The organism is Thermococcus onnurineus NA1, assembly GCF_000018365.1.
Lineage (GTDB): Archaea > Methanobacteriota_B > Thermococci > Thermococcales > Thermococcaceae > Thermococcus > Thermococcus onnurineus.
Genome location: NC_011529.1, coordinates 100,346 through 118,958, shown reverse-complemented (window position 1 = coordinate 118,958; position 18,613 = coordinate 100,346). Strand labels below are relative to the sequence as shown.

The 18,613-nt window shown below is 50.0% G+C and carries 16 protein-coding genes and 2 tRNA genes; 5 read left to right on the top strand and 13 right to left on the bottom strand.

Annotated features, from left to right (window positions below):
- Positions 1-3 precede the first annotated feature (3 nt).
- Positions 4-2,094 carry an NYN domain-containing protein gene (locus TON_RS00750; RefSeq protein ID WP_012571100.1) on the bottom strand — a complete coding sequence of 697 codons (2,091 nt, stop codon included), beginning with the start codon at positions 2,092-2,094 and terminating at the stop codon, positions 4-6.
- Between the two features lie 287 nt (positions 2,095-2,381).
- Between TON_RS00750 and leuS the strand changes: the two genes are divergently transcribed.
- Positions 2,382-5,285, top strand: coding sequence for a leucine--tRNA ligase (leuS, locus tag TON_RS00745; RefSeq protein ID WP_012571099.1), 2,904 nt, complete (start codon positions 2,382-2,384; stop codon positions 5,283-5,285).
- A 471-nt stretch (positions 5,286-5,756) separates the two neighbouring features.
- On the opposite strand, the gene TON_RS00740 is transcribed toward leuS, so the two are convergent.
- A complete protein-coding gene (locus TON_RS00740) occupies positions 5,757-6,260 on the bottom strand; it encodes a hypothetical protein (protein ID WP_148202350.1) in 504 nt (167 codons plus the stop codon).
- The gene (locus TON_RS00735) at positions 6,257-6,682 is read right to left on the bottom strand and encodes a hypothetical protein (protein ID WP_048055012.1); all 426 of its coding nucleotides are present in this window, start codon (positions 6,680-6,682) and stop codon (positions 6,257-6,259) included. Before TON_RS00735 ends, TON_RS00740 begins: the two co-directional genes overlap by 4 nt.
- Before the next feature lie 325 nt (positions 6,683-7,007).
- Between TON_RS00735 and TON_RS00730 the strand changes: the two genes are divergently transcribed.
- The gene (locus tag TON_RS00730; protein ID WP_012571098.1) at positions 7,008-7,817 is read left to right on the top strand and encodes a class I SAM-dependent methyltransferase; all 810 of its coding nucleotides are present in this window, start codon (positions 7,008-7,010) and stop codon (positions 7,815-7,817) included.
- 20 nt (positions 7,818-7,837) lie between these two features.
- Here the strand turns inward: TON_RS00730 and TON_RS10070 are convergent, their stop codons facing one another.
- The 8 genes from TON_RS10070 to TON_RS00695 form a co-directional block, all read right to left on the bottom strand.
- Entirely contained in the window at positions 7,838-8,152 is a 315-nt protein-coding gene (locus TON_RS10070) for a metalloprotease family protein (RefSeq protein WP_148202349.1), read from the bottom strand.
- Positions 8,153-8,446 carry a hypothetical protein gene (locus tag TON_RS10065; protein ID WP_012571096.1) on the bottom strand — a complete coding sequence of 98 codons (294 nt, stop codon included), beginning with the start codon at positions 8,444-8,446 and terminating at the stop codon, positions 8,153-8,155.
- Positions 8,446-9,474, bottom strand: a complete 1,029-nt coding sequence (locus tag TON_RS00720; protein WP_012571095.1) for a polyprenyl synthetase family protein — start codon at positions 9,472-9,474, stop codon at positions 8,446-8,448. Before TON_RS00720 ends, TON_RS10065 begins: the two co-directional genes overlap by 1 nt.
- Before the next feature lie 69 nt (positions 9,475-9,543).
- Entirely contained in the window at positions 9,544-10,866 is a 1,323-nt protein-coding gene (locus tag TON_RS00715; RefSeq protein WP_012571094.1) for an RNase J family beta-CASP ribonuclease, read from the bottom strand.
- Positions 10,867-11,013: 147 nt separating this feature from the next.
- A complete protein-coding gene (gene fni / locus TON_RS00710; RefSeq protein WP_012571093.1) occupies positions 11,014-12,138 on the bottom strand; it encodes a type 2 isopentenyl-diphosphate Delta-isomerase in 1,125 nt (374 codons plus the stop codon).
- Between the two features lie 57 nt (positions 12,139-12,195).
- Positions 12,196-12,972: an isopentenyl phosphate kinase gene (locus tag TON_RS00705; protein ID WP_012571092.1), complete on the bottom strand. Its 777-nt coding sequence runs from the start codon at positions 12,970-12,972 to the stop codon at positions 12,196-12,198.
- Positions 12,969-13,973, bottom strand: a complete 1,005-nt coding sequence (locus TON_RS00700) for a mevalonate kinase (protein ID WP_012571091.1) — start codon at positions 13,971-13,973, stop codon at positions 12,969-12,971. The genes TON_RS00705 and TON_RS00700 overlap by 4 nt, the downstream gene beginning before the upstream one ends.
- A 60-nt stretch (positions 13,974-14,033) precedes the next feature.
- Positions 14,034-14,909 (bottom strand): MEMO1 family protein, encoded by an 876-nt coding sequence (locus TON_RS00695; RefSeq protein ID WP_012571090.1) that lies wholly within the window; start codon positions 14,907-14,909, stop codon positions 14,034-14,036.
- A 110-nt stretch (positions 14,910-15,019) separates the two neighbouring features.
- On the opposite strand from TON_RS00695, the gene udp reads away from it, so the two are divergent.
- The gene (gene udp, locus TON_RS00690; RefSeq protein WP_012571089.1) at positions 15,020-15,853 is read left to right on the top strand and encodes a uridine phosphorylase; all 834 of its coding nucleotides are present in this window, start codon (positions 15,020-15,022) and stop codon (positions 15,851-15,853) included.
- A 228-nt stretch (positions 15,854-16,081) separates the two neighbouring features.
- The gene (locus tag TON_RS00685; RefSeq protein WP_012571088.1) at positions 16,082-16,807 is read left to right on the top strand and encodes a hypothetical protein; all 726 of its coding nucleotides are present in this window, start codon (positions 16,082-16,084) and stop codon (positions 16,805-16,807) included.
- Between the two features lie 33 nt (positions 16,808-16,840).
- Here the strand turns inward: TON_RS00685 and TON_RS00680 are convergent.
- A tRNA-Arg gene (locus tag TON_RS00680) sits at positions 16,841-16,918 on the bottom strand.
- 105 nt (positions 16,919-17,023) lie between these two features.
- On the opposite strand from TON_RS00680, the gene TON_RS00675 reads away from it, so the two are divergent.
- Positions 17,024-17,101, top strand: a tRNA-Gly gene (locus TON_RS00675).
- A gap of 153 nt (positions 17,102-17,254) precedes the next feature.
- Here the strand turns inward: TON_RS00675 and TON_RS00670 are convergent.
- Entirely contained in the window at positions 17,255-18,592 is a 1,338-nt protein-coding gene (locus TON_RS00670; RefSeq protein WP_012571087.1) for an NAD(P)/FAD-dependent oxidoreductase, read from the bottom strand.
- Between the last annotated feature and the right edge of the window lie 21 nt (positions 18,593-18,613).

Sequence of the window (18,613 nt, the reverse complement as noted above, 5' to 3'; positions counted from 1 at the left end):
CCCTCATAAACCCTCAATCTTTCCGTCAAAGTGCACGATTCCCTTGTGTATCGTGAAAGTAACTCTATGTGTTTTGATGAACTCTTCGAGGTCCGGGTTCTTCTTTCTCCATTCTTTGTATCTATCGTTGGAGATTATATACGCGTCAATGTCAAGGGCGTATTTTATTATGTACTCATCTGCCTGCACTTCGGCAGGCATTAACTTCACAATCTTGGATACAATCAGCTTCTCCAGTAATCCCCTGTCCTCCACTTGATACTTTAGACTGGCATCCACAAAGACGTATATTTCTGAGTACCCAAGTTCCTTCAGCTTCTCGACGACGAGTTCAATGTTCTTTGCTAATGCCCTTTCCCCGCCCCTTTTATCCCTGCCTTCCCATGCCACGTTGCTTCCATCAACAATGACAGGGGGCAGTTTCGGTACGAACAACTTGCTCTCAGGATCGTAGGTTCCGAGTTCATCGTGCCTCTTTAACAGAGTGATGAGGTATTTTTCCAGCTCTTCCTTACTGGTGAAGGTTCTGTAATTCCTGCTTTTTCTACCAAGGTGATACCACAGTGATTCCCTGCTAAAATATGTGTACTCGCACTCCTTTAGCCATCTCCACAGGCTGTCCAAGTCAATCTTCCGTTTCTTCTGCTGGAGCGTACGGAGCAACCTAAAGACCAAGGCATCTCCGTAGGTCCTAAGTTTGTAGGTTTCCTTGAGTTTCTTAAGCTCCTCATAATCAGCATAAATCTCCCGTATCAATTCCTGTCTCCTGGAATGACCCAATCCTTTGGAAATCCAGAACTCCAGTATGCTCTTGAACTTGCCCTTCTTAGCAGCAAGGTACTCCTCCCGTTTCAGGGTTCCAAGTTTAAGGGACTCAAAAAACTCTCCAAATGACTCAAAGCCGTTATCAACGGCATATCTATAAAGCTCAGCCTCGGTTGAGATCCCTAGATCCTTAAGCGTCAGCTTCTTCCACTCACCAATTCTCCCCGATTTTATCTTGCACTCTTCACCAAGGTTTAAATTGGGAGTTCCTGAAACTTTGTAGGTTGTTTCAAATATGGTGAAGGGCTCGATAGACCGTAACTTATTAAGGGAACCAATGAAACCTCTTTTCTGGGCATCTAAGTATTCACGCCTATTCCTGTACCCTCTAGAAGTTGCATCTTTGTATTCGTCTTCACTTAAAAATCCTCCCGGCAGAATACGCACAAACAACTTGGCTTTCTCATCGTACTTTCCAAACTTCCGTATAATCTTCGACGAGACCAGATACTCCTCAAGTGATTTTGGGCTGATCAGGATTTCCGGTTCTCCATACCAGTTCGTATTCCGATTCCATATGTTGTATCTCCTCAATACCTTTGTCCTTTCAGAATGCAGACGATTCCAAAGAGACAGAAGTGAAGCCCTCTCACCAACAGGCATGTCGCATATAATTTTAATGAGATGAGCCTCTTCTATCGTTTTCAAAGAGTACTTTTCCTTTATCAGGCTGAGTTCCTTAAATAGGTCGTATTCCCACTTGGAGGGAATATTAAGCCGCCTAGCTTCGTCGTACTCATCAAATCTAGTGAACCCTCCCTCAATTGCATCAAAATATTCGGATGCGCCTGCGAATCCTCCCGATAAGGCTTTTCTGAATGATTCACCATCAAGGAAACCAAGCTTCAGGGCGTCCACGAATTCATTAAAATCTTCAAATCCGCTGTCCATTGCATAATAGAACAATTCACCTTCGGAGTTAAACTTCAGAGTCACCTGTTTCCCCTCTTTGTTATATCCGCGTATTATTATCTTCCCATAGTCGATATCAACTTTCTCCCCAATGGACTCAATAGATTTTAGATTTTCCGATGCATCCCAAAACCCGAGCTTCACCGACAGCTCCAAATCCCTAAACGTCTTGTATCCTCTCCTTCTGAGTGCATAAAACTTGTTGCCGTCCCAGAAGTAGAAATATCTGTCAGATGCATACATAACGTCCGGTTTGTATTTATTTAAGAGGGACTTATAATCCTCATACTTTCTGACCACGATGACGGGACCACCCTCAATGTCATCAACATAAACTAACTCAGGATTCCCCAGCATATCTCAATCACCCAAACAAGTTTAGATGGGAAACTAAAATCTGCGGATACTTTGCTACAACTTGCTTAAATAATTTACCATGCCGAGCTGAAAGTGGACAAAAAGTCTGTCCGCTTTTGAATGTCCAAAAACCTTAAATACTCAAAACCGTTATTCGGTGCGATGCCTATGAGGGGGGAGTGTCTTCTCCACCGTTCAAATCGCATCGATAACTGATTTCCCCGATAACCCCCCTATTCTGGACTACCGTTCAAGCTCTTTTGGAAAAACTTTGAGGAGGTATGAGCATGGCTGAGCTTAACTTCAAGGCCATTGAGGAGAAGTGGCAGAAGCGCTGGATGGAAGATAGGGTCTTTGAACCCGATAGAAATGCCAAACCCAAGGAGAAGAAGTTCTACATAACAGTCGCTTTTCCATACCTCTCAGGCCATCTTCACGTTGGCCACGCGAGAACATATACGATTCCCGACGTCATAGCGCGCTTTAAGAGAATGCAGGGCTACAACGTGCTGTTCCCCATGGCATGGCACATCACGGGAGCCCCGATAGTCGGAATCGCTGAGCGCATAAAGAACCGCGATCCAAAGACCATCCACATCTACCGCGACGTCTACAAGGTGCCCGAGGAGATACTGTGGAAGTTCGAGGACCCAAAGGAGATAGTCAAGTACTTCATGAAGGCCGCGAGGGAGACCTTCATAAGGGCCGGCTTCTCCGTTGACTGGAGCAGGGAGTTCCACACGACTTCACTCTTCCCGCCCTTCAGCAAATTCATAGAGTGGCAGTTCTGGACGCTCAAAGACATGGGGCTGGTCGTTAAGGGCGCCCACAGGGTTAGATGGGACCCTGTTGTTGGCACCCCGCTCGGCGACCACGACATAATGGAGGGCGAGGACGTTCAGATACTTGAGTACGTCATCATCAAGTTTATCCTGGAGGAGAACGGCGAGGAAATATACATGCCGGCCGCTACGCTGAGGCCGGAGACGGTCTATGGCGTAACCAACATGTGGCTGAATCCAGAGGCGATCTACGTCAAAGCAAAGGTCAGGCGCGGCGATAGGGAAGAGACCTGGATAATCAGCAAGGAGGCAGCTTACAAGCTCTCCTTCCAGGACAGGGAAATTGAGGTCATCGAGGAGTTCAAGGGCGAGAGACTCATTGGTAAGTACGTGAAGAACCCCGTAACGGGCGACGAGGTCATAATCCTGCCGGCTGAGTTCGTTGACCCTGACAACGCGACCGGAGTTGTTATGAGCGTTCCTGCTCATGCTCCCTTCGACCACGTGGCTTTAGAGGATTTAAAGAAGGAAACCGAGATACTGCTGAAGTACGACATCGACCCGCGTGTGGTTGAGGAGATAAGCTACATCTCGCTGATAAAGCTTGAGGGCTACGGCGAGTTCCCGGCGGTTGAGGAAGTTGAGAAGCTCGGTGTAAAGAGCCAGAAGGACGAGGAAAAGCTCGAGGAAGCCACCAAGAACATCTACAAGGCAGAGTACCACAAGGGAGTCTTCAAGATTGAGCCCTACGCAGGCAAGCCCGTTCAGGAGGTTAAGGACCTAATAGCGAAGGAGCTCCAGGAGAAGGGCATCGCCGAGATAATGTACGAGTTCGCCGAGAAGCCGGTCATTTCAAGGTTCGGCAACCAGGCGGTCATCAAGATAATCCACGACCAGTGGTTCATCGACTACGGAAACCCCGAGTGGAAGGAAAAGGCGAGGGAAGCTCTAGCCAACATGACGATTTACCCAGAGAGCAGGCGCACACAGTTCGAGGCGGTAATAGACTGGCTCGACAAGAAGGCCTGCGCGAGGAAAGTTGGTCTTGGAACACCACTTCCATGGGATCCGGAGTGGGTAATCGAGAGCCTGAGCGACTCGACCATCTACATGGCCTACTACACCATAAGCAGGCACATCAACAAGCTGAGAGAAGAGGGCAGGCTCGACCCTGAGAAGCTCGACAGGGAGTTCTTCGACTACCTGTTCAGGGAGGAGTTCAGCGAAGAGAGGGAGAAGGAGCTGGCTGAGAAAACGGGCATTCCGGCAGAGATAATCCACGAGATGAAGGAGGAGTTCGAGTACTGGTATCCGCTTGACTGGCGCTGCTCGGCGAAAGACTTAATCCCGAACCACCTGACGTTCTTCATCTTCAACCACGTGGCGATATTCAGGAAGGGGCACTGGCCGAGGGGCATAGCCGTAAACGGCTTCGGAACGCTTGAGGGCCAGAAGATGAGCAAGAGCAAGGGCAACGTGCTGAACTTCATCGACGCCATCGAGGAGAACGGCGCAGACGTTGTGAGACTCTACATAATGGGTTTGGCTGAACACGACAGCGACTTCGACTGGCGCAGGAAGGAGGTCGGCAAGCTCAGGAAGCAGGTCGAGAGGTTCTACGAGCTAGTGAGCGAGTTCGCGAGCTATGAGGCCAAAGAGGGCGTCGAGCTGAAGGACATCGACAGGTGGATGCTGCACCGCCTGAACAAGGCCATTGAAGGAGCCACCAAGGGCCTGGAGGAGTTCAGAACGAGAACGGCCGTGCAGTGGGCGTTTTATTCAGTCCTGAACGACCTGCGCTGGTATCTAAGGAGAACCGAGGGAAGGGACGACGAGGCAAAGCGCTACGTGCTGAGAACCCTCGCCGACGTATGGGTCAGGCTCATGGCCCCGTTCACACCGCACATCAGCGAGGAGCTCTGGGAGAAGCTCGGAGGAGAGGGATTTGTCAGCCTGGCGAAGTGGCCTGAGCCGAACCCGGCCTGGTGGAACGAGACCATCGAACTGGAGGAGGAGTACGTCAAGAACCTCATCGAGGACATCAAGGAGATAATCCGCGTGGCAAAGATAGAGGACGCAAAGAGGGCATACATCTACACGGCTCCAGAGTGGAAGTGGCGCGTTGCTGAGGCCGTCGCTGAAAAGAGGGACTTCAAGGCAGCCATGTCCGAGCTCATGAAAGACCCTGAGATGAGGAAGCACGGCAAGGAGATAAGCAAGATGATACAGCGCCTGATAAAGGACAGAGCCTTTGAGATCAAGCGCATCGACGAGGAAAAGGCCCTGAGAGAAGCCAAGGACTTCATCGAGAAGGAGCTTGGCTTGGAGATAATCATCAACCCAGAGGAGGACAAGGGCGGAAAGAAAAAGGCCGCGATGCCAATGAAGCCGGCGGTGTTCGTGGAGTGAAATTTTATTTTTCTTCTGAAACCTTTACCCTTCAGGGCGGAGAAGAGGTCACCTATCTTTTTCCCATCTAACACCGGGGGTCAATAGCTCATCTTGAAGAATTGATATCTCTGTCAGGTAGTTAGTAAGATTACAGGAGACTTGGTACTCTATAAACAGTCTCGTGATGTTCTGTTCAGGAGAGAGAAGAAATCTAAAAGTATTTTTACCTTGTGTAACCTGTTTCCTAAGACAAGAAGGCGATATACTGGCATTCATTGGGTTTACACATATTTCACAAGTTCCGCTGAGCTTTGAAATTATATTGACCTCAAACTCATTTTGGGAGGGAGTTACATAAACTGTATCATACGGGGAGTTACCGTTGATAAGAACTTTTGTCTCGATGGGATTTTCAACAGTAATCCATTGAGAAGTTATAAAAAGAAAGATAAGAACAAAAAGGGAGACAATGATTTTTTCATTTCCAAGTCACCCCTTTAGAACTCCGTCTGGGTCTATTTTAAACGATACGTAATCAGATTTTTCCCATTCATCTCCCAAATGTGTTTGATAACTAACACTAACATACTTATATCCAACAGTAACGCTAAGATCTCCCCCTATTCCGTAGGTATGAACATAGGTCATTGACACTCTTGTCCATCTTCCAGACACTGATGGAGTTTTTGGTACAAAATATAGTCTTACGTATCCAGAGTGGAGACTATCTGGTGTATAATATGCTATTGTTCCGAGATCGGATCCTGCTCTTCTCATTTCTGGGGAGGCATACACGTCTTTAAACAATATTAAATCATCCGCCTCGTCCCATTTGTAGTAGACTACATCATCAGATCCTCTATAAAGAGTACCCTCGAGTTCTTTCCATAAATAATTTCCCCATATCATAACGTAATACGGCATCTCCGGATCGTTTTGGTAAAAGTGAGCACCTCCAACATCCAACAGTAAATCGTTGTAATCTCCGCTCATTGGCTGGATAGGAGGTTTTTAATTGGAACTACACGATCTCCTAAGAATTGGGCTAGTTTTATGATAACTTCCGGATTGCCCCCACTCCTTGAGGCTACAAACTCCATCAATTGTATCTTTTTTATAAATCTTAGTATGCTAGATTCTGAGGTTGCTAACCCCAGAGTTTTTAGTTCCTTGACTTGTTTGATGTCTTCAGGTGTTATTCTCTGAATCGTAAGAAGATCCAGATAACTCACAGGCACGCTTAGATTGTTATTGAGAAAGTCATGTAACTTTGCTATCGATCTCTGGTTTTCATAACTAGCAATGTCAACTGAGTCGAAGCAAGATCCCGTTACTTTAGCGGACAGAGCACTCCCCACAGTCGTTCCGACCATCAGCAGTCCCAGTAGGACTGCAAACAACAGCTTCCACTTCATATGGTTCACTTCCTCTGTAGTTTTGCACTCATTTTTAGAGCGAACTCCTTTATAAGTTTTATTATTAGTAAAAGTAAATAGAAAAATTAGCAAAGTAATTTAATTAATACCACTTAAATTTGGACTTTCTGAGAGAAATAGAGTCGGAGTAAAGGAGTTGCATGATTATACACACAAACAAAAATGCATCCTCATAGAGCTTTACTGGAAAAGCAAAAAGACACCTAGCGGATTTCGACCTATTATAAACTCGACCCTAACTTATAAAACTTTTTCTCCGAAAACGCCTTAAAGAAAAGAGCTTTAACCATTTTCGGTGTTTTCCATGGCTCTTACTGAGGAAGCATTTAAAGAAAACGTCCTCTCAAAAATTCCGCCCCGGGACGAGTACCCACTCCCTCCAGACTGGCTCCATATCGAGATACTCGAACGCTTCCGCGTCCTCCAGCACGCACCGCTGAGGAGGGGAATGAACGTCCTTGAAATCGGGTGTGGTGCGCACGCATTAACAACAGTCCCCCTGGCTTACTTCGTCGGCGAGACCGGCAGGGTCGTTGCCGTTGATCTGAGCAGGTGGCGCTTCTTTGAGGAGATATCCTCCGTAGCTGGCCTAAAGCATAGGATAATCCCCTTCAAGGTGGACGCGAAGGAACTGCCTTTTCCGTTTAAGGCCTTCGATTTAGCCGTTCTCGTTCATGGAGTTAGAAGCCTGAAAAATGAGGAAACGATGGTTAGGGTCTTCTCCGAGATGCTCCGCGTGGCAAACATGGTTTTCATAGCGGAGAGTCTTCCTATAGCGAACAACGAGAGGCAAAGGGCACACCTTGAGCTCTACAACCTGCGTGAGGGAATTTTTGAAGCTCTGTTTGGCGGGAAGGACGACCTGCACTATCCCCCGCTGGAAAGGCTGAAGAAGCTGGTGGAAACGGCCGGTGGAGAGATAATCGAAAGCGGAACCTTTGAGCCGAGCCTGCCGCACTACTTAGCCTACATCCCACGGGAATATGTGGAGCAGATAAAAGATGGGAAAAAGCGCGCCGAACTTCTGGAGCGGTGGGACAGGGCCTACGAGAAATGGAAATCTGGTGCGGAGCATCCGCCGGTCGGCTGGCTCATCGCAGAGGTAATGGGGTAACCGGTTACACAACCCTCGTTTCACTTCTCAATCACCACCTCAATCCGACCGAAAATGAGGATAACTAAGAAGGCCAATGCTATCACGACCTTTATGGCGGACGAAACCCAGCGCGGGTAGGGTCTGGGTATTTCTTCATCGGAGCGGAGGACAGTCCCGTCGTCGAAGACGGCTGCATCCGGGGGCATTCTGAGGAGGGCAAGAGCCGTGAGGAAATCCCCTGCCATTCCGGCGGTGTTGAAGACGTAAACCAGCGCCCAGAGGTTGGAGCGGAGTAACCAGGCAAAGGAGAAAGAAACAGCCGACAGAAGGAGGGGAGCAAGGGAAAATAGAATCTACCTTCTAACGGACAAAGGCGTCTCAATGGCCACGTAGGGAGCGATGATAACCCTATCAATGACCGTCACGCCGAACCGAACTTTCGCCCCCAAAAGCCTCGCGGTTAGCGCATGCAGGCCCTCGTGGAGGGGAATTATTACTACAAACGGCAGAACCAGCAGATAGAAGAAATCCCGGAAGGAACTTATTGAAACCTCCACCCAGGGAACTGCCAGAGCCGAGACAATGAGAAGGAGAAGAGAGAGGATAACGATATCAGAGGAATAATCGGAGAGCCGCAGCTCCCCCATCAGAACTCCCTCTCTACAAGGAACTCGGCGAGAAGCTCCAAATCCCTGCGTGCTTCACTCTCGGGAAGGATCTTCAGGGCATCGTTGGCCTCCCTGACGAGGTTCTTAGCGTATTCTGCGGCATAGTCTATGCTGCCATACTTCCTGAGGAGCTCGATGGCCTTAGCCACTTCCCCCTTAACGTCCTCGTGAATCAGTGCGTCGTCCTTGGCGTCGCCTGCGTACTTTCCAAAGACTCTCATAAACTGAGCCTTGTCCTCTTCGCTGGCGTTCTGGAAGAAGTGGCTGACTATGAGGGTCTTCTTGCCCTTTCTTATGTCGCTGCCGACGGGCTTGCCGAGCTTTTCCTCATCGGCGATAAGGTCGAGAACGTCGTCCCATATCTGGAAGGCTATTCCAACGTTCCTGCCCCACTTAGAGAGCGCCTGAATGTACTCCTCGTTGTCCGTTCCAACGATAGCACCTATCGTTGCGGAGCCGTCAAAGAGTGCTCCGGTCTTGCCGCTTATCATCTGGAGATATTCATCAACGGTGACCTCTTCCCTCGTCTCGAACTCGATGTCGAGAGCCTGTCCCTCACACAGCTCGTTGGAGGTCTGGACGAGGACTTCTAAAATCCTCGCTTTCTTCTCGGGACTGATCTCGGCCCTGGCAACAGCCTCGAAAGCCTTGCTGAAGAGCAGGTCGCCGGCGAGGATTGCCATGTTGATGCCCCAGACCTTATGGACGGTCGGTCTTCCGCGCCTGAGCTCGTCCATGTCCATTATGTCGTCGTGGACGAGGGAGTAATTATGTATAAGCTCGACCGCGGCCGCAGGATAGAGTGCTTTGCTTGGATCACCGCCAACGGCTTCAGCCGCCCTCAGAACGACGAACGGGCGAACCCTCTTGCCGCCGGCGAGCGGATAATGTCTGGCAGCATCGTAGAGCTTCCTCGGTTCTCTCTCCGGAATGAGCTTGAAGAGCACATCATCAACGCTCTTTGCCATCTTCTTAACCCTTGCAAACAGCTCATCGTACTTCGTCATTCTATCACCTCGTGAGCGATGAGAGCAATGTCAAAGGGAAAAAGGGGTAACTCTTTATCAGTTTTACCCCTACTTAATCTCCACAGTGTAGCCGTTGCGCGAGACGAAGACGTCCCTACCTATGAGGTAGCCCTCCTCCTCAGCCAGCTCGGCGTAGTGGGTGAGCATCCTGAAGTCGCCGTGGCCAGGGACGATGTTCTCTGGATTGAGAATTCTCAGCAGGTAGCGGTGGTCCTCCCTGCTGGCGTGGCCTGAAACGTGGAGGTCCTTTATCATCCTAACGCCCCTCATCCTGAGCTTGGTTTCGAGAACGTAGCGCTGGGCCCTGTTGAGTGGGTTGGGAATGGTGCCGGCGGAGAAAACGACGGTATCGCGCTTGCCTATGTCGTAGAGCTCCCCATTTGCCATCCGGGTTAAAATGGCACCGGGTTCACCCTGATGGCCGGTGACTATCAGCAGGTAGTTCTCCCTTGCCTGGGAAACTTCTTTAAGGACTTTTCTGACGGCATTTGGGCTCCTCACGGCCTTGGCTCCTTTCATTTTGATGAGACCAAGCTGCTTGGCTATCCCAGTGTACTTAGCCAGGGAGCGACCAACTAAGACAGCCTGCCTGCCCATCCTGTTGGCTATCCAGATGAGCTCCTGAAGGCGTGCTATATGGCTGGCGAAGGTTGTGGCTATCAGTCCATCAGATTCCATACCCTCATAGAGGAAGAAGTCCTCGAGGAGCATCTGAGCAACTGCCTCGCTCGGCGTTTTGGTAGGTTCAGCAACGCGCGTCGATTCTGGAATGAGAACCTTGACACCCTCCTTCCCTAGCTCTTTAAGCCTGTCGTAATCGGGCCTTTCGCCGAGAGGGTTGTTGTTGTCGAACTTGAAATCCCCAGTGTGGACAACGGCGCCTTCGGGCGTGTGAACTACAACAATGGCAGCTTGAGGGACGGAGTGGGTAATCTGAACGAACTCGATTGCTAAGTTCTCGCTAACTTGAACTATCTCTCCATATTCGGTCTCGTACATGGGGTTCTTGACCTCGAAGTACTGCTCGCTTTTGACCTCGCTCTTGGCGAGCTTTATGGTGTAGGGAGTTCCATATATCGGCACGTCGGGATAATGGGGAGCGAGCTTGCCGACGGCACCTATGTGGTCAAGGTGGCCATGGGTAAAAGCAATGGCGACAACTTTTTTGTTTCTGATTGGTGAATCGTCAGGAATAGCCCCAAGCTTCTGGAGCTCCTTCGCGGGGAACTGCTGAATATTTACATCCTCGTGGATGAGAACCCTGTCAAGCCTTATTCCCATGTCGATTATAACGACTTCTCCATTGTACTCGACGGCGGTCATGTTTTTACCGACTTCCTCGTAACCGCTGAGCGTGTAAATCTTTATCATGCTCTTTCCTCCTTCGGCCTCTAAGCTCATAAGAGCATAAGGCCCCGTTGGTCATAGTTGTTTTTGAGAGTTTAAAAAGGTGTGCATTGAGAAAGAGTGCATCAAGAACGTATACACAGGCATAACCCAAAACGTGAAAATAGAAGGTTAAATTCGCCTGTCCCGTAGGTAAACAGGCAGGTCAATCCTTTGCTCGAGCCATTCGCGGGTAAAGCCAGTGATTACGAGCGGAACTTTCCTAAGTTCCTCAACGTTTCTGGCACCGACGAGGAACATAGTGTTCCTTATCTCCTCGATGTAGCGCTCCAGTACCTTGATGACGCCCTCGACGTCGCCCTTGACCGCGGGTCTGAGAAGAGGCAGGGCAACGCCGGCGAAGGTGGCTCCCATCGCTAGCGCCTTCGCCATCGCTATTCCGTCGCGCATTCCCCCAGTGGCTATAATAGGCAGCTCGGTGGCGTATCTGACTTCAGCCACGCTTATGGCAGTCTTTATACCCCAATCCCAGAACTTCAGAGCGAGGTTCCTACCAAGCTCGTCCTTAGCTCGGTAGTACTCAACGCCGCTCCAGCTCGTCCCACCGAGGCCGCCGACGTCAATCGCGTCTATTCCAATGCTCTCGAGCCGTATCGCGACCTCCATTGAAACTCCCGCGCCGGTTTCTTTAGCAATTATCGGGTAGGGGAACTCGGCCTTGAGCTCGGCCAGGGCCTTCAGCACTCCGCGGTACTGTGTGTCGCCCTCCGGCTGGACGCTCTCTTGGAGGGGGTTCATATGTATGGCAAGAGCATCGGCCTGAATTGTCTCGACTGCCTTCAGTGCTTCCTCAATCCCGTATCTGTCGGGCATCGTCTCGGCGAACTGCGGTGCGCCAAGGTTGCCGACGAGGAAAACGTCGGGGGCAACGTCTCTAACGTAGTAGCTCTCCCACGTTTCTGGCTTCCTTATCATGGCCCTCTGACTTCCGACGCCCATCGGGATGTTCAGCTCCTGGGCGGCTTTTGCGAGGGTCTTGTTTATCTTTCCGGCGAGCTGAGAGCCCTTCGTTCCGCCGGTCATGCCGGCTATCATTATCGGGTAATCGAACTTCCTCCCGAGAAACTCAACACTGAGGTCGATTTCATCCTTGTCAATTTCAGGCAGGCTCATGTGGACAAAGTGCACGTCCTCAAAACCATTGCTGACATGAGCCTGAACGTTCCTCTTGAGGCAGTGTTCGATATGTTCAAACTTCCTGATGATCGTGAGCTCTTCCTTATCGAAGGCCTTCATCTCAACCACCAGAAGAGAAAAGGCGGGGGAGGTTAAGAGATTTTGGGTCGCCGGGAACTACCCCTTAATCCTCGTCCCGAAGCCGTCTCCCATTATCGCTCCGCTTAGCCTTCCAGCTATTTTGCCGTTCACGAACCAGACCTCTGAGAACTGGGCTATTTCTTTGGCCTCCCTGAGCTTGTTGACTATACCACCGGTGACATCTGTCCCGGCTGCACCGGAGAGCCTCTCGATTAGACTGTCAATCTCCCTGACCTTGAGCTCCCATATGAGGCTTCCCTCGCCAGGTTTGCCATCGTAGATGCCGTCCACATCCATGAGGAAGACAACCTTCCTTGGCTTCAGCATTTTGGTCAGGTATGTAATTATCTGGTCGCCAGAGAGTACGTCAATGCCCTTTTCAAGGTCAATCGCCACGTCGCCAAAAAGGACTGGGATGAACTTCAGCTCCACCAGTCTTTTGATGACCTTCACATCACCATAGGCGACTGAGCCACCCTCAGTTATGAAGACTGAGGAAGTAGAGACCGAGAAGGCCGGAAGGTTTTTCTCTAGGAAAAGGTCGATTATCTTTTCATTAAGCTCCAGCATCACCTGATGAGTTTTTGAGAAGCCAATGCGCTTACTATCTGGATTCGGCTCGATGCCCTCCCTGAGGTTGTACTCCTTCGCGAGTGGATGACCGTAGCTACCGCCACCGTGAACGATTACGAAATCTTCCTTGGGATAAAACTGGGCTATCTCACTTGCTATCTGACTCACAACGTCCTCGTGGAAGGACTTCTCCACATTCTTGTCACTTATAACACTTCCACCAAGCTTGACAATTATCATGGCAGAACCTCCTCTATCCTCAACCCTTCGTCACTGATTTTAGTTATCATCGGCGTTCCTCCGGCGATGGTTATTGCAGTTGCCACCTCACTCTGCTTCTCAGGGGCGAGAGCGTACATGCATCCGCCTCCTCCAGCGCCGGTTATCTTCGCTCCTAGCGCTCCGGCTGTTCTGGCAGCGTAAACAAGCTCGCTGAGCTTCTTGGTAGAAACGCCCAGTGCATCAAGCAGGCCGTGGTTGATGTTCATGAGCCTGCCAAGTTGGACAAAGCGGACTTCATTGTCGAGTTCGGAGAGGAGAACGTCCTTGGCTTTCTCAACTATCTTGCCCATGGAAACGAGAATCGGCTCTATAACTTCAGGCATTTCCTCGTAGTTCCTTCTGACCATTGCAACGAGCTCCTTAGTCGAGCCGCTCGAACCGGTGTAGCCAACAACTATTGGCAGCTCCATGAAGGGGAGGTGCTCGAAGTTGCCCTTCTCGTAGTGTAAGAAGCCACCTATGGCCGAGACGGTGGGGTCTATCCCGCTCGAAGCGCCCTGGACGAGGAGCTCGACTTTGTGGCCAAGTTTGGCGATTTCCTCGTTGCTCAGCTCCAGGCCGAGAAGCCTTGAGACCGCACCAATGGTGGCAACCGCAACGGCCGCTGAGGAGCCCAAACCAGCTCCAACGGGAATCTGTGAGGTTATCGAGACTGTGACCCCATTTCCGTTCTTGTCGGCCTCTTCGCGAACAAGCTCAATCGCCTGTCTGACGTAGCTTAAAACCTCGGCGGCCTTACCGTAGTCACTCTCGAAGTATATCTCGTCCTCTGAGAAGGAGACTGTCAATCCGGGCACCTTGATGTCCTTGGCCTCTATCTTTATCGCCCCTTTGTTGTTAAACTCTGCCCAGACATAGGTTCTTAGATCTATCGCAGCCGCTATGGCAGGCTTTCCATAGACGACGCTGTGCTCACCGAAGAGGATAATTTTAGCAGGAGCTGATGCGAGAACCCTCATCTCTGACCCTCCAAACAAGAAAAGGGAAGAAAGTTTATGTGAGTTTTGGTCAAATCAAGCTCACTTCCTGAAGACTATAGAGGCATAGCCAACTATCGCGTCCGTGCTCCTGCTCACCTCAAAGCTCGTCGTGTAGTGTAAAAGCTCAGCCTCAAGAGCTCCAGCCAAGCGGGAGTAAACGATGGCAGTTCCAACTCCTCCCGGTCCACACATGGTGTGGTCCATCTTCCTCAGCTCGCCGAACATTCCTTTGACGTCAAAGTCGAGGATTTTCTGAATAACGCGAAAGTCCCACTCCTTGACGCGGTGTGGGAGCTCGTCTGCTCTAGCCCTGAAGGGCACGTAGCCATAGGCTGGGCCATAGTGCATGAAATCTGTGCTCGCTATGATCACAACGTCTCTGTCGAGCTCGTTAGCAGCCTCGTAGATTGCTTTGCCAAGATCCTCCACAACCTCCTCGTCCTGGATGCCGAGGGTTATTGGGACTATCCTGACGTCCGTTCTAGCTTTCTCGGCCAGGTACTGGATGAATGGCAACTGAACCTCAATGGAGTGCTCGTACTTGTGGGCCAGCTCGTCGAGGTCTGCTATCCCAGAGAGCTTCGCTATGGTCTTGGCCATCTCTGAATCGACCTCGATTTCCCCCAGCGGGGTCAGCCAAGAGCCGGATGGATAGACCGCTATCGGCGAGCCGATGCCAGTGTGGTTCGGCCCGAGAATTACAAATGTCTCCGGCAGACCGTCCTCGTAGATGGCCTTAAATGTTCTTGAGGCTGTGTAGCCAGAGAATACATAGCCTGCATGAGGCACAACACCAGCTGTTATCTTCCTCTCGCTTCCGTGCTCACCCAAGTCTCTGAAGAACTTCTCAAGCATCTCGATGAGCGTTTCATCTCCAGGGTAAAAGCTCCCGGCCACGGCAGGATACCTCACCATAGTCTCACCCCAAAGAGGCTTCTGCTCCATATTTTATAGACTTTTAGTTAGGGAAGACTTTTTATCCACAATTCTACAAGGTATTCTCACAAAAGCGATGGGTGATTGCCATGACAAAGTTCCTATCTGCAGACAGGCCCCAAACTGAGGAAGGCTATCAGTACCACATAGCATGCAAGCCGGGGGATGTTTCAAGATATGTTCTCCTGCCCGGCGACCCAGAGAGGGTTCCAAAGATAAGCTCTCTGTGGGATGAGGCAAAGGAGATAGCCTTCCACAGGGAATACAGAACTCACACGGGCAAATACAAGGGGGTTCCAATAAGCGTTACTTCAACCGGGATAGGTGGGCCCTCAACGGCGATAGCGATTGAAGAGCTCGCAGCCATTGGAGCAGATACCTTCATAAGAGTAGGCTCCACCGGCGCTATCCAGCGTGGAATGGAAATAGGCGACCTCATCATAGCGAAGGCAGCGGTTAGGCTCGAGGGCACTTCAAAGCAGTACGTGAGGATTGAATATCCAGCCGTTGCCGACTTGGAGGTTACCCTCGCACTAATCGAGGCCGCCGAGACCCTCGGAGTGCGCTATCATATCGGCATAACCGCCTCGACCGACAGCTTCTACCTCGGCCAAGGAAGGCCAGGCTTAAACGGTTACTTCCCGAGCTTCGCCAAGAACATCCTCGACGACCTCAGGCAGGCCAGGGTCACCAACTTTGAGATGGAAGCGGCGACCCTCTTCACGCTGGCGAACATCTACGGCCTCAGGGCTGGCTGTGTCTGTGCAGTCTTTGCTAACAGGGTAACCAACGAGTTCGGCAAAGCTGGAGAGAAGGAAGCCGCAATGGTCGCCACTGAGGCCGTAAAGATACTCGCCGAATGGGACGAAGAGAAGGAGCAGAAAGGCAAGAAGGTGTGGTTCCCGGGATTGAGAAGGCTTTAGCTGTTCTGTTTGACCTTTAATTTTCTGTGGAATTAACCTGCGTCACACGGAATTCTTTGAATTTTTGCCCAATTTTCACAATTTCATGAAGCATCCAAAAAATAGCATTGTTTGTAACATTTAATATCAATAATCTAATATTTGGAAACTCATTGTTTTGATTATGCTAAAATATGCCACAAGTCTTATAATCAAAATATTCGAAAGATAAATAATGGTGATTCCAATATGACCAAGGTAAAAACTGTAAGGGAATATTTAAGAGAAATCACCCCTGGAGGGATTTTGCTATTATCATATGACCAGTACTCTCTAGGTTGGAAAATCGGAGTTAGACTTGTGAAAGAAGAGATAGAGAAAGGGAATTTTGCACTTTTGACCAATGTTGCAGTTCCTTTTAGAAAGTTCTGTGCAAGAATAGAGGCCGCGGGATTAGATGTGATTCAGGAGGGTAAAAATGGCAATCTAGCGATAATAAATGTTTTTGAAGGAGAAACTCACTACGATTTCGTTTACAAGGTGGGCAATGTCGATGGGGGAACCTTCATTTCGAAATATGTCGAAGTCAAAAGGCAGATAATTAAAAAATACAATTTAAAAGAAAGGAAGGTAGTTCATGCGTTTGTAACTTTAGACACATTATACGAGCGGTTTGAGGCGTCCACTGTGAAGAAACTATTCCAAACACGTTTGTTTGCTGGTGAAAAACTGGTGGAAAATGGATATTGGTTTTGGGATATTCTTATTGTCAATAGGGACGTTGTACCCAAAGAGCTCCACTCTTGGATGGTCAGCATTAGTGATTATGTAATATTCACACAAGGTATACTAAAGGAAAATGAGTTTGTTGAGAATATTGCAGTGCTAAAAGGACTATCCAGAGAATTCAGACCGGTGGTACTTCAGATGAAAACTCCTGCGGTACTAACATCCCGAGAAAGGATCCACATTTAAGCGCCCAGTGTTCATGTCAGAAAAGAACAATTATGGCGCCCCGGCGGGGATTTGAACCCCGGACCTCGAGGTCCGCAGCCTCGCGCCCTATCCAGACTAGGCCACCGGGGCACTGCCCGCTAAACCTTCTTAGGGACGCTTTATAAATTTAACCTTTTTCTACCACCGAAAGATTTATAAAGCGCCCAGAGGTGAGTATCTAACGGGCCGCGCAGTGCGGTGGTAGTCTAGCCTGGTCTAGGACAGCGGCCTGCCACGCCGCTGGCCCGGGTTCAAATCCCGGCCACCGCACCACAAATTTTGCTTGTGCAAAGTTTGATCAAAAGTTTCTGGATGTTCTAAAATGCTTTTTTAAGTGCATATTCATGTTCATGTTAGAATTGCTGTTTTGTGAGGATTTCTCGTTAAATAAAATGAAAACAGGATAAAACACAAGAAAAGAAAGCCTCAAGTCCTCAGCTTCGCGAGGGCATCTTCGGCAGCCTTGACTATCTGATAGCCGACGGGTGAGGCGGTAAGCAGGGGATGAGTGGCTATCTGCAGCGTGTAGAGTTCGCTCGCGGTAAGGCGCTTCTGTATCGCTAGGGCGAGTATGTTTATCATCTCGCCAACACTCTTTCCGCCGGCTATCTGGGCACCAAGAATCGCTCCCCTATCCCTTGAGAATATTAGCTTGACCGTGACCATTGAAGTGTCGGGGAACTTCGCCGGATGCCTGTCCGGTCCTTTTCCGTAGCCGACTATGACCTCGAAGCCCTCCCTCCTGGCCGCCTCCTCAGTTAGACCTGCTGCAGCCAAGGTCAGACCGGCAACGTGGGTGGAGTAAACGCCTATTGTCCTCCTGTTTTCCCTGACTATCTGGAGCCTAAAGAGGTTGGCCCCAGCGATTCTCGCCTCGAAGGTTGCGGTTGATGCGAGCATTAAGCCATAGGGCTTGCCCGTGAAGAAGTCCCTGTGCTCGACACAGTCACCGACTGCAAAGATGTCCGGGTGAGAAGTTCTCATATACTCGTCCGTCCAGATGCCGTAGCGAGTAACCTTCAGGCCGGCTTTGATGGCTAGGTCAACATTCGGGCGGTAGCCAATGGAGAATATCACCAGATCAGCGTCGAGCTCATTACCGTCGACCAGCTTAACCTTCTCGACCTTTTCGCTTCCCAGGAGTCTCTCAACCTGGCCGTAGACGATATTTATGCCAGCCTCCTTAAGTCTCCCTTCGACCATCTCGCTGAACTCGGGGTCGAAGGAGCTCCTCAGGAGCCTGCTCCTAACGAGAAGGGTTACGTCCTTGCCGAGCTTTCTTATCTCGTCGCCAACTTCGAGGGCTATAAAACCTCCACCCACGATAACGACTTTTTCGGCGCTCTCAAGCCTCTCGCGGAGAGCTTTCAGGTAGTGGTAGTCCTTAGGAACGGTATAAACATCCTCAAGCTCAGCCCCGGGTAGCTCCGGAAAGACTGGCTTCGAGCCAGTTGCTATGACGAGTTTCTCCCAGGCAATTTCTTTTCCGCTCTTAGTCCTCACAATCTTGGCTTTCGGATCTATCTCGACGACCTCATCGACGAGTGTCTCCACACCGAGGGGCTCGAGAAACTTTTCGGCTGGAAGGATATCATCGTCAACACTCTTGAAAGTTCCAAAGATGTAAGGAATACCGCATGGAATCATGCCTGTTTGCTCCTTCTTAATTACAAGAACACTCTTGTCAGGATAAAATCTCTTGGCGGAGATCGCGGCGGTTAATCCCCCCGCGCTCGCGCCTATAACAACAACATCGTACTTCATATTAGGCCCTCCTAAAGCTTT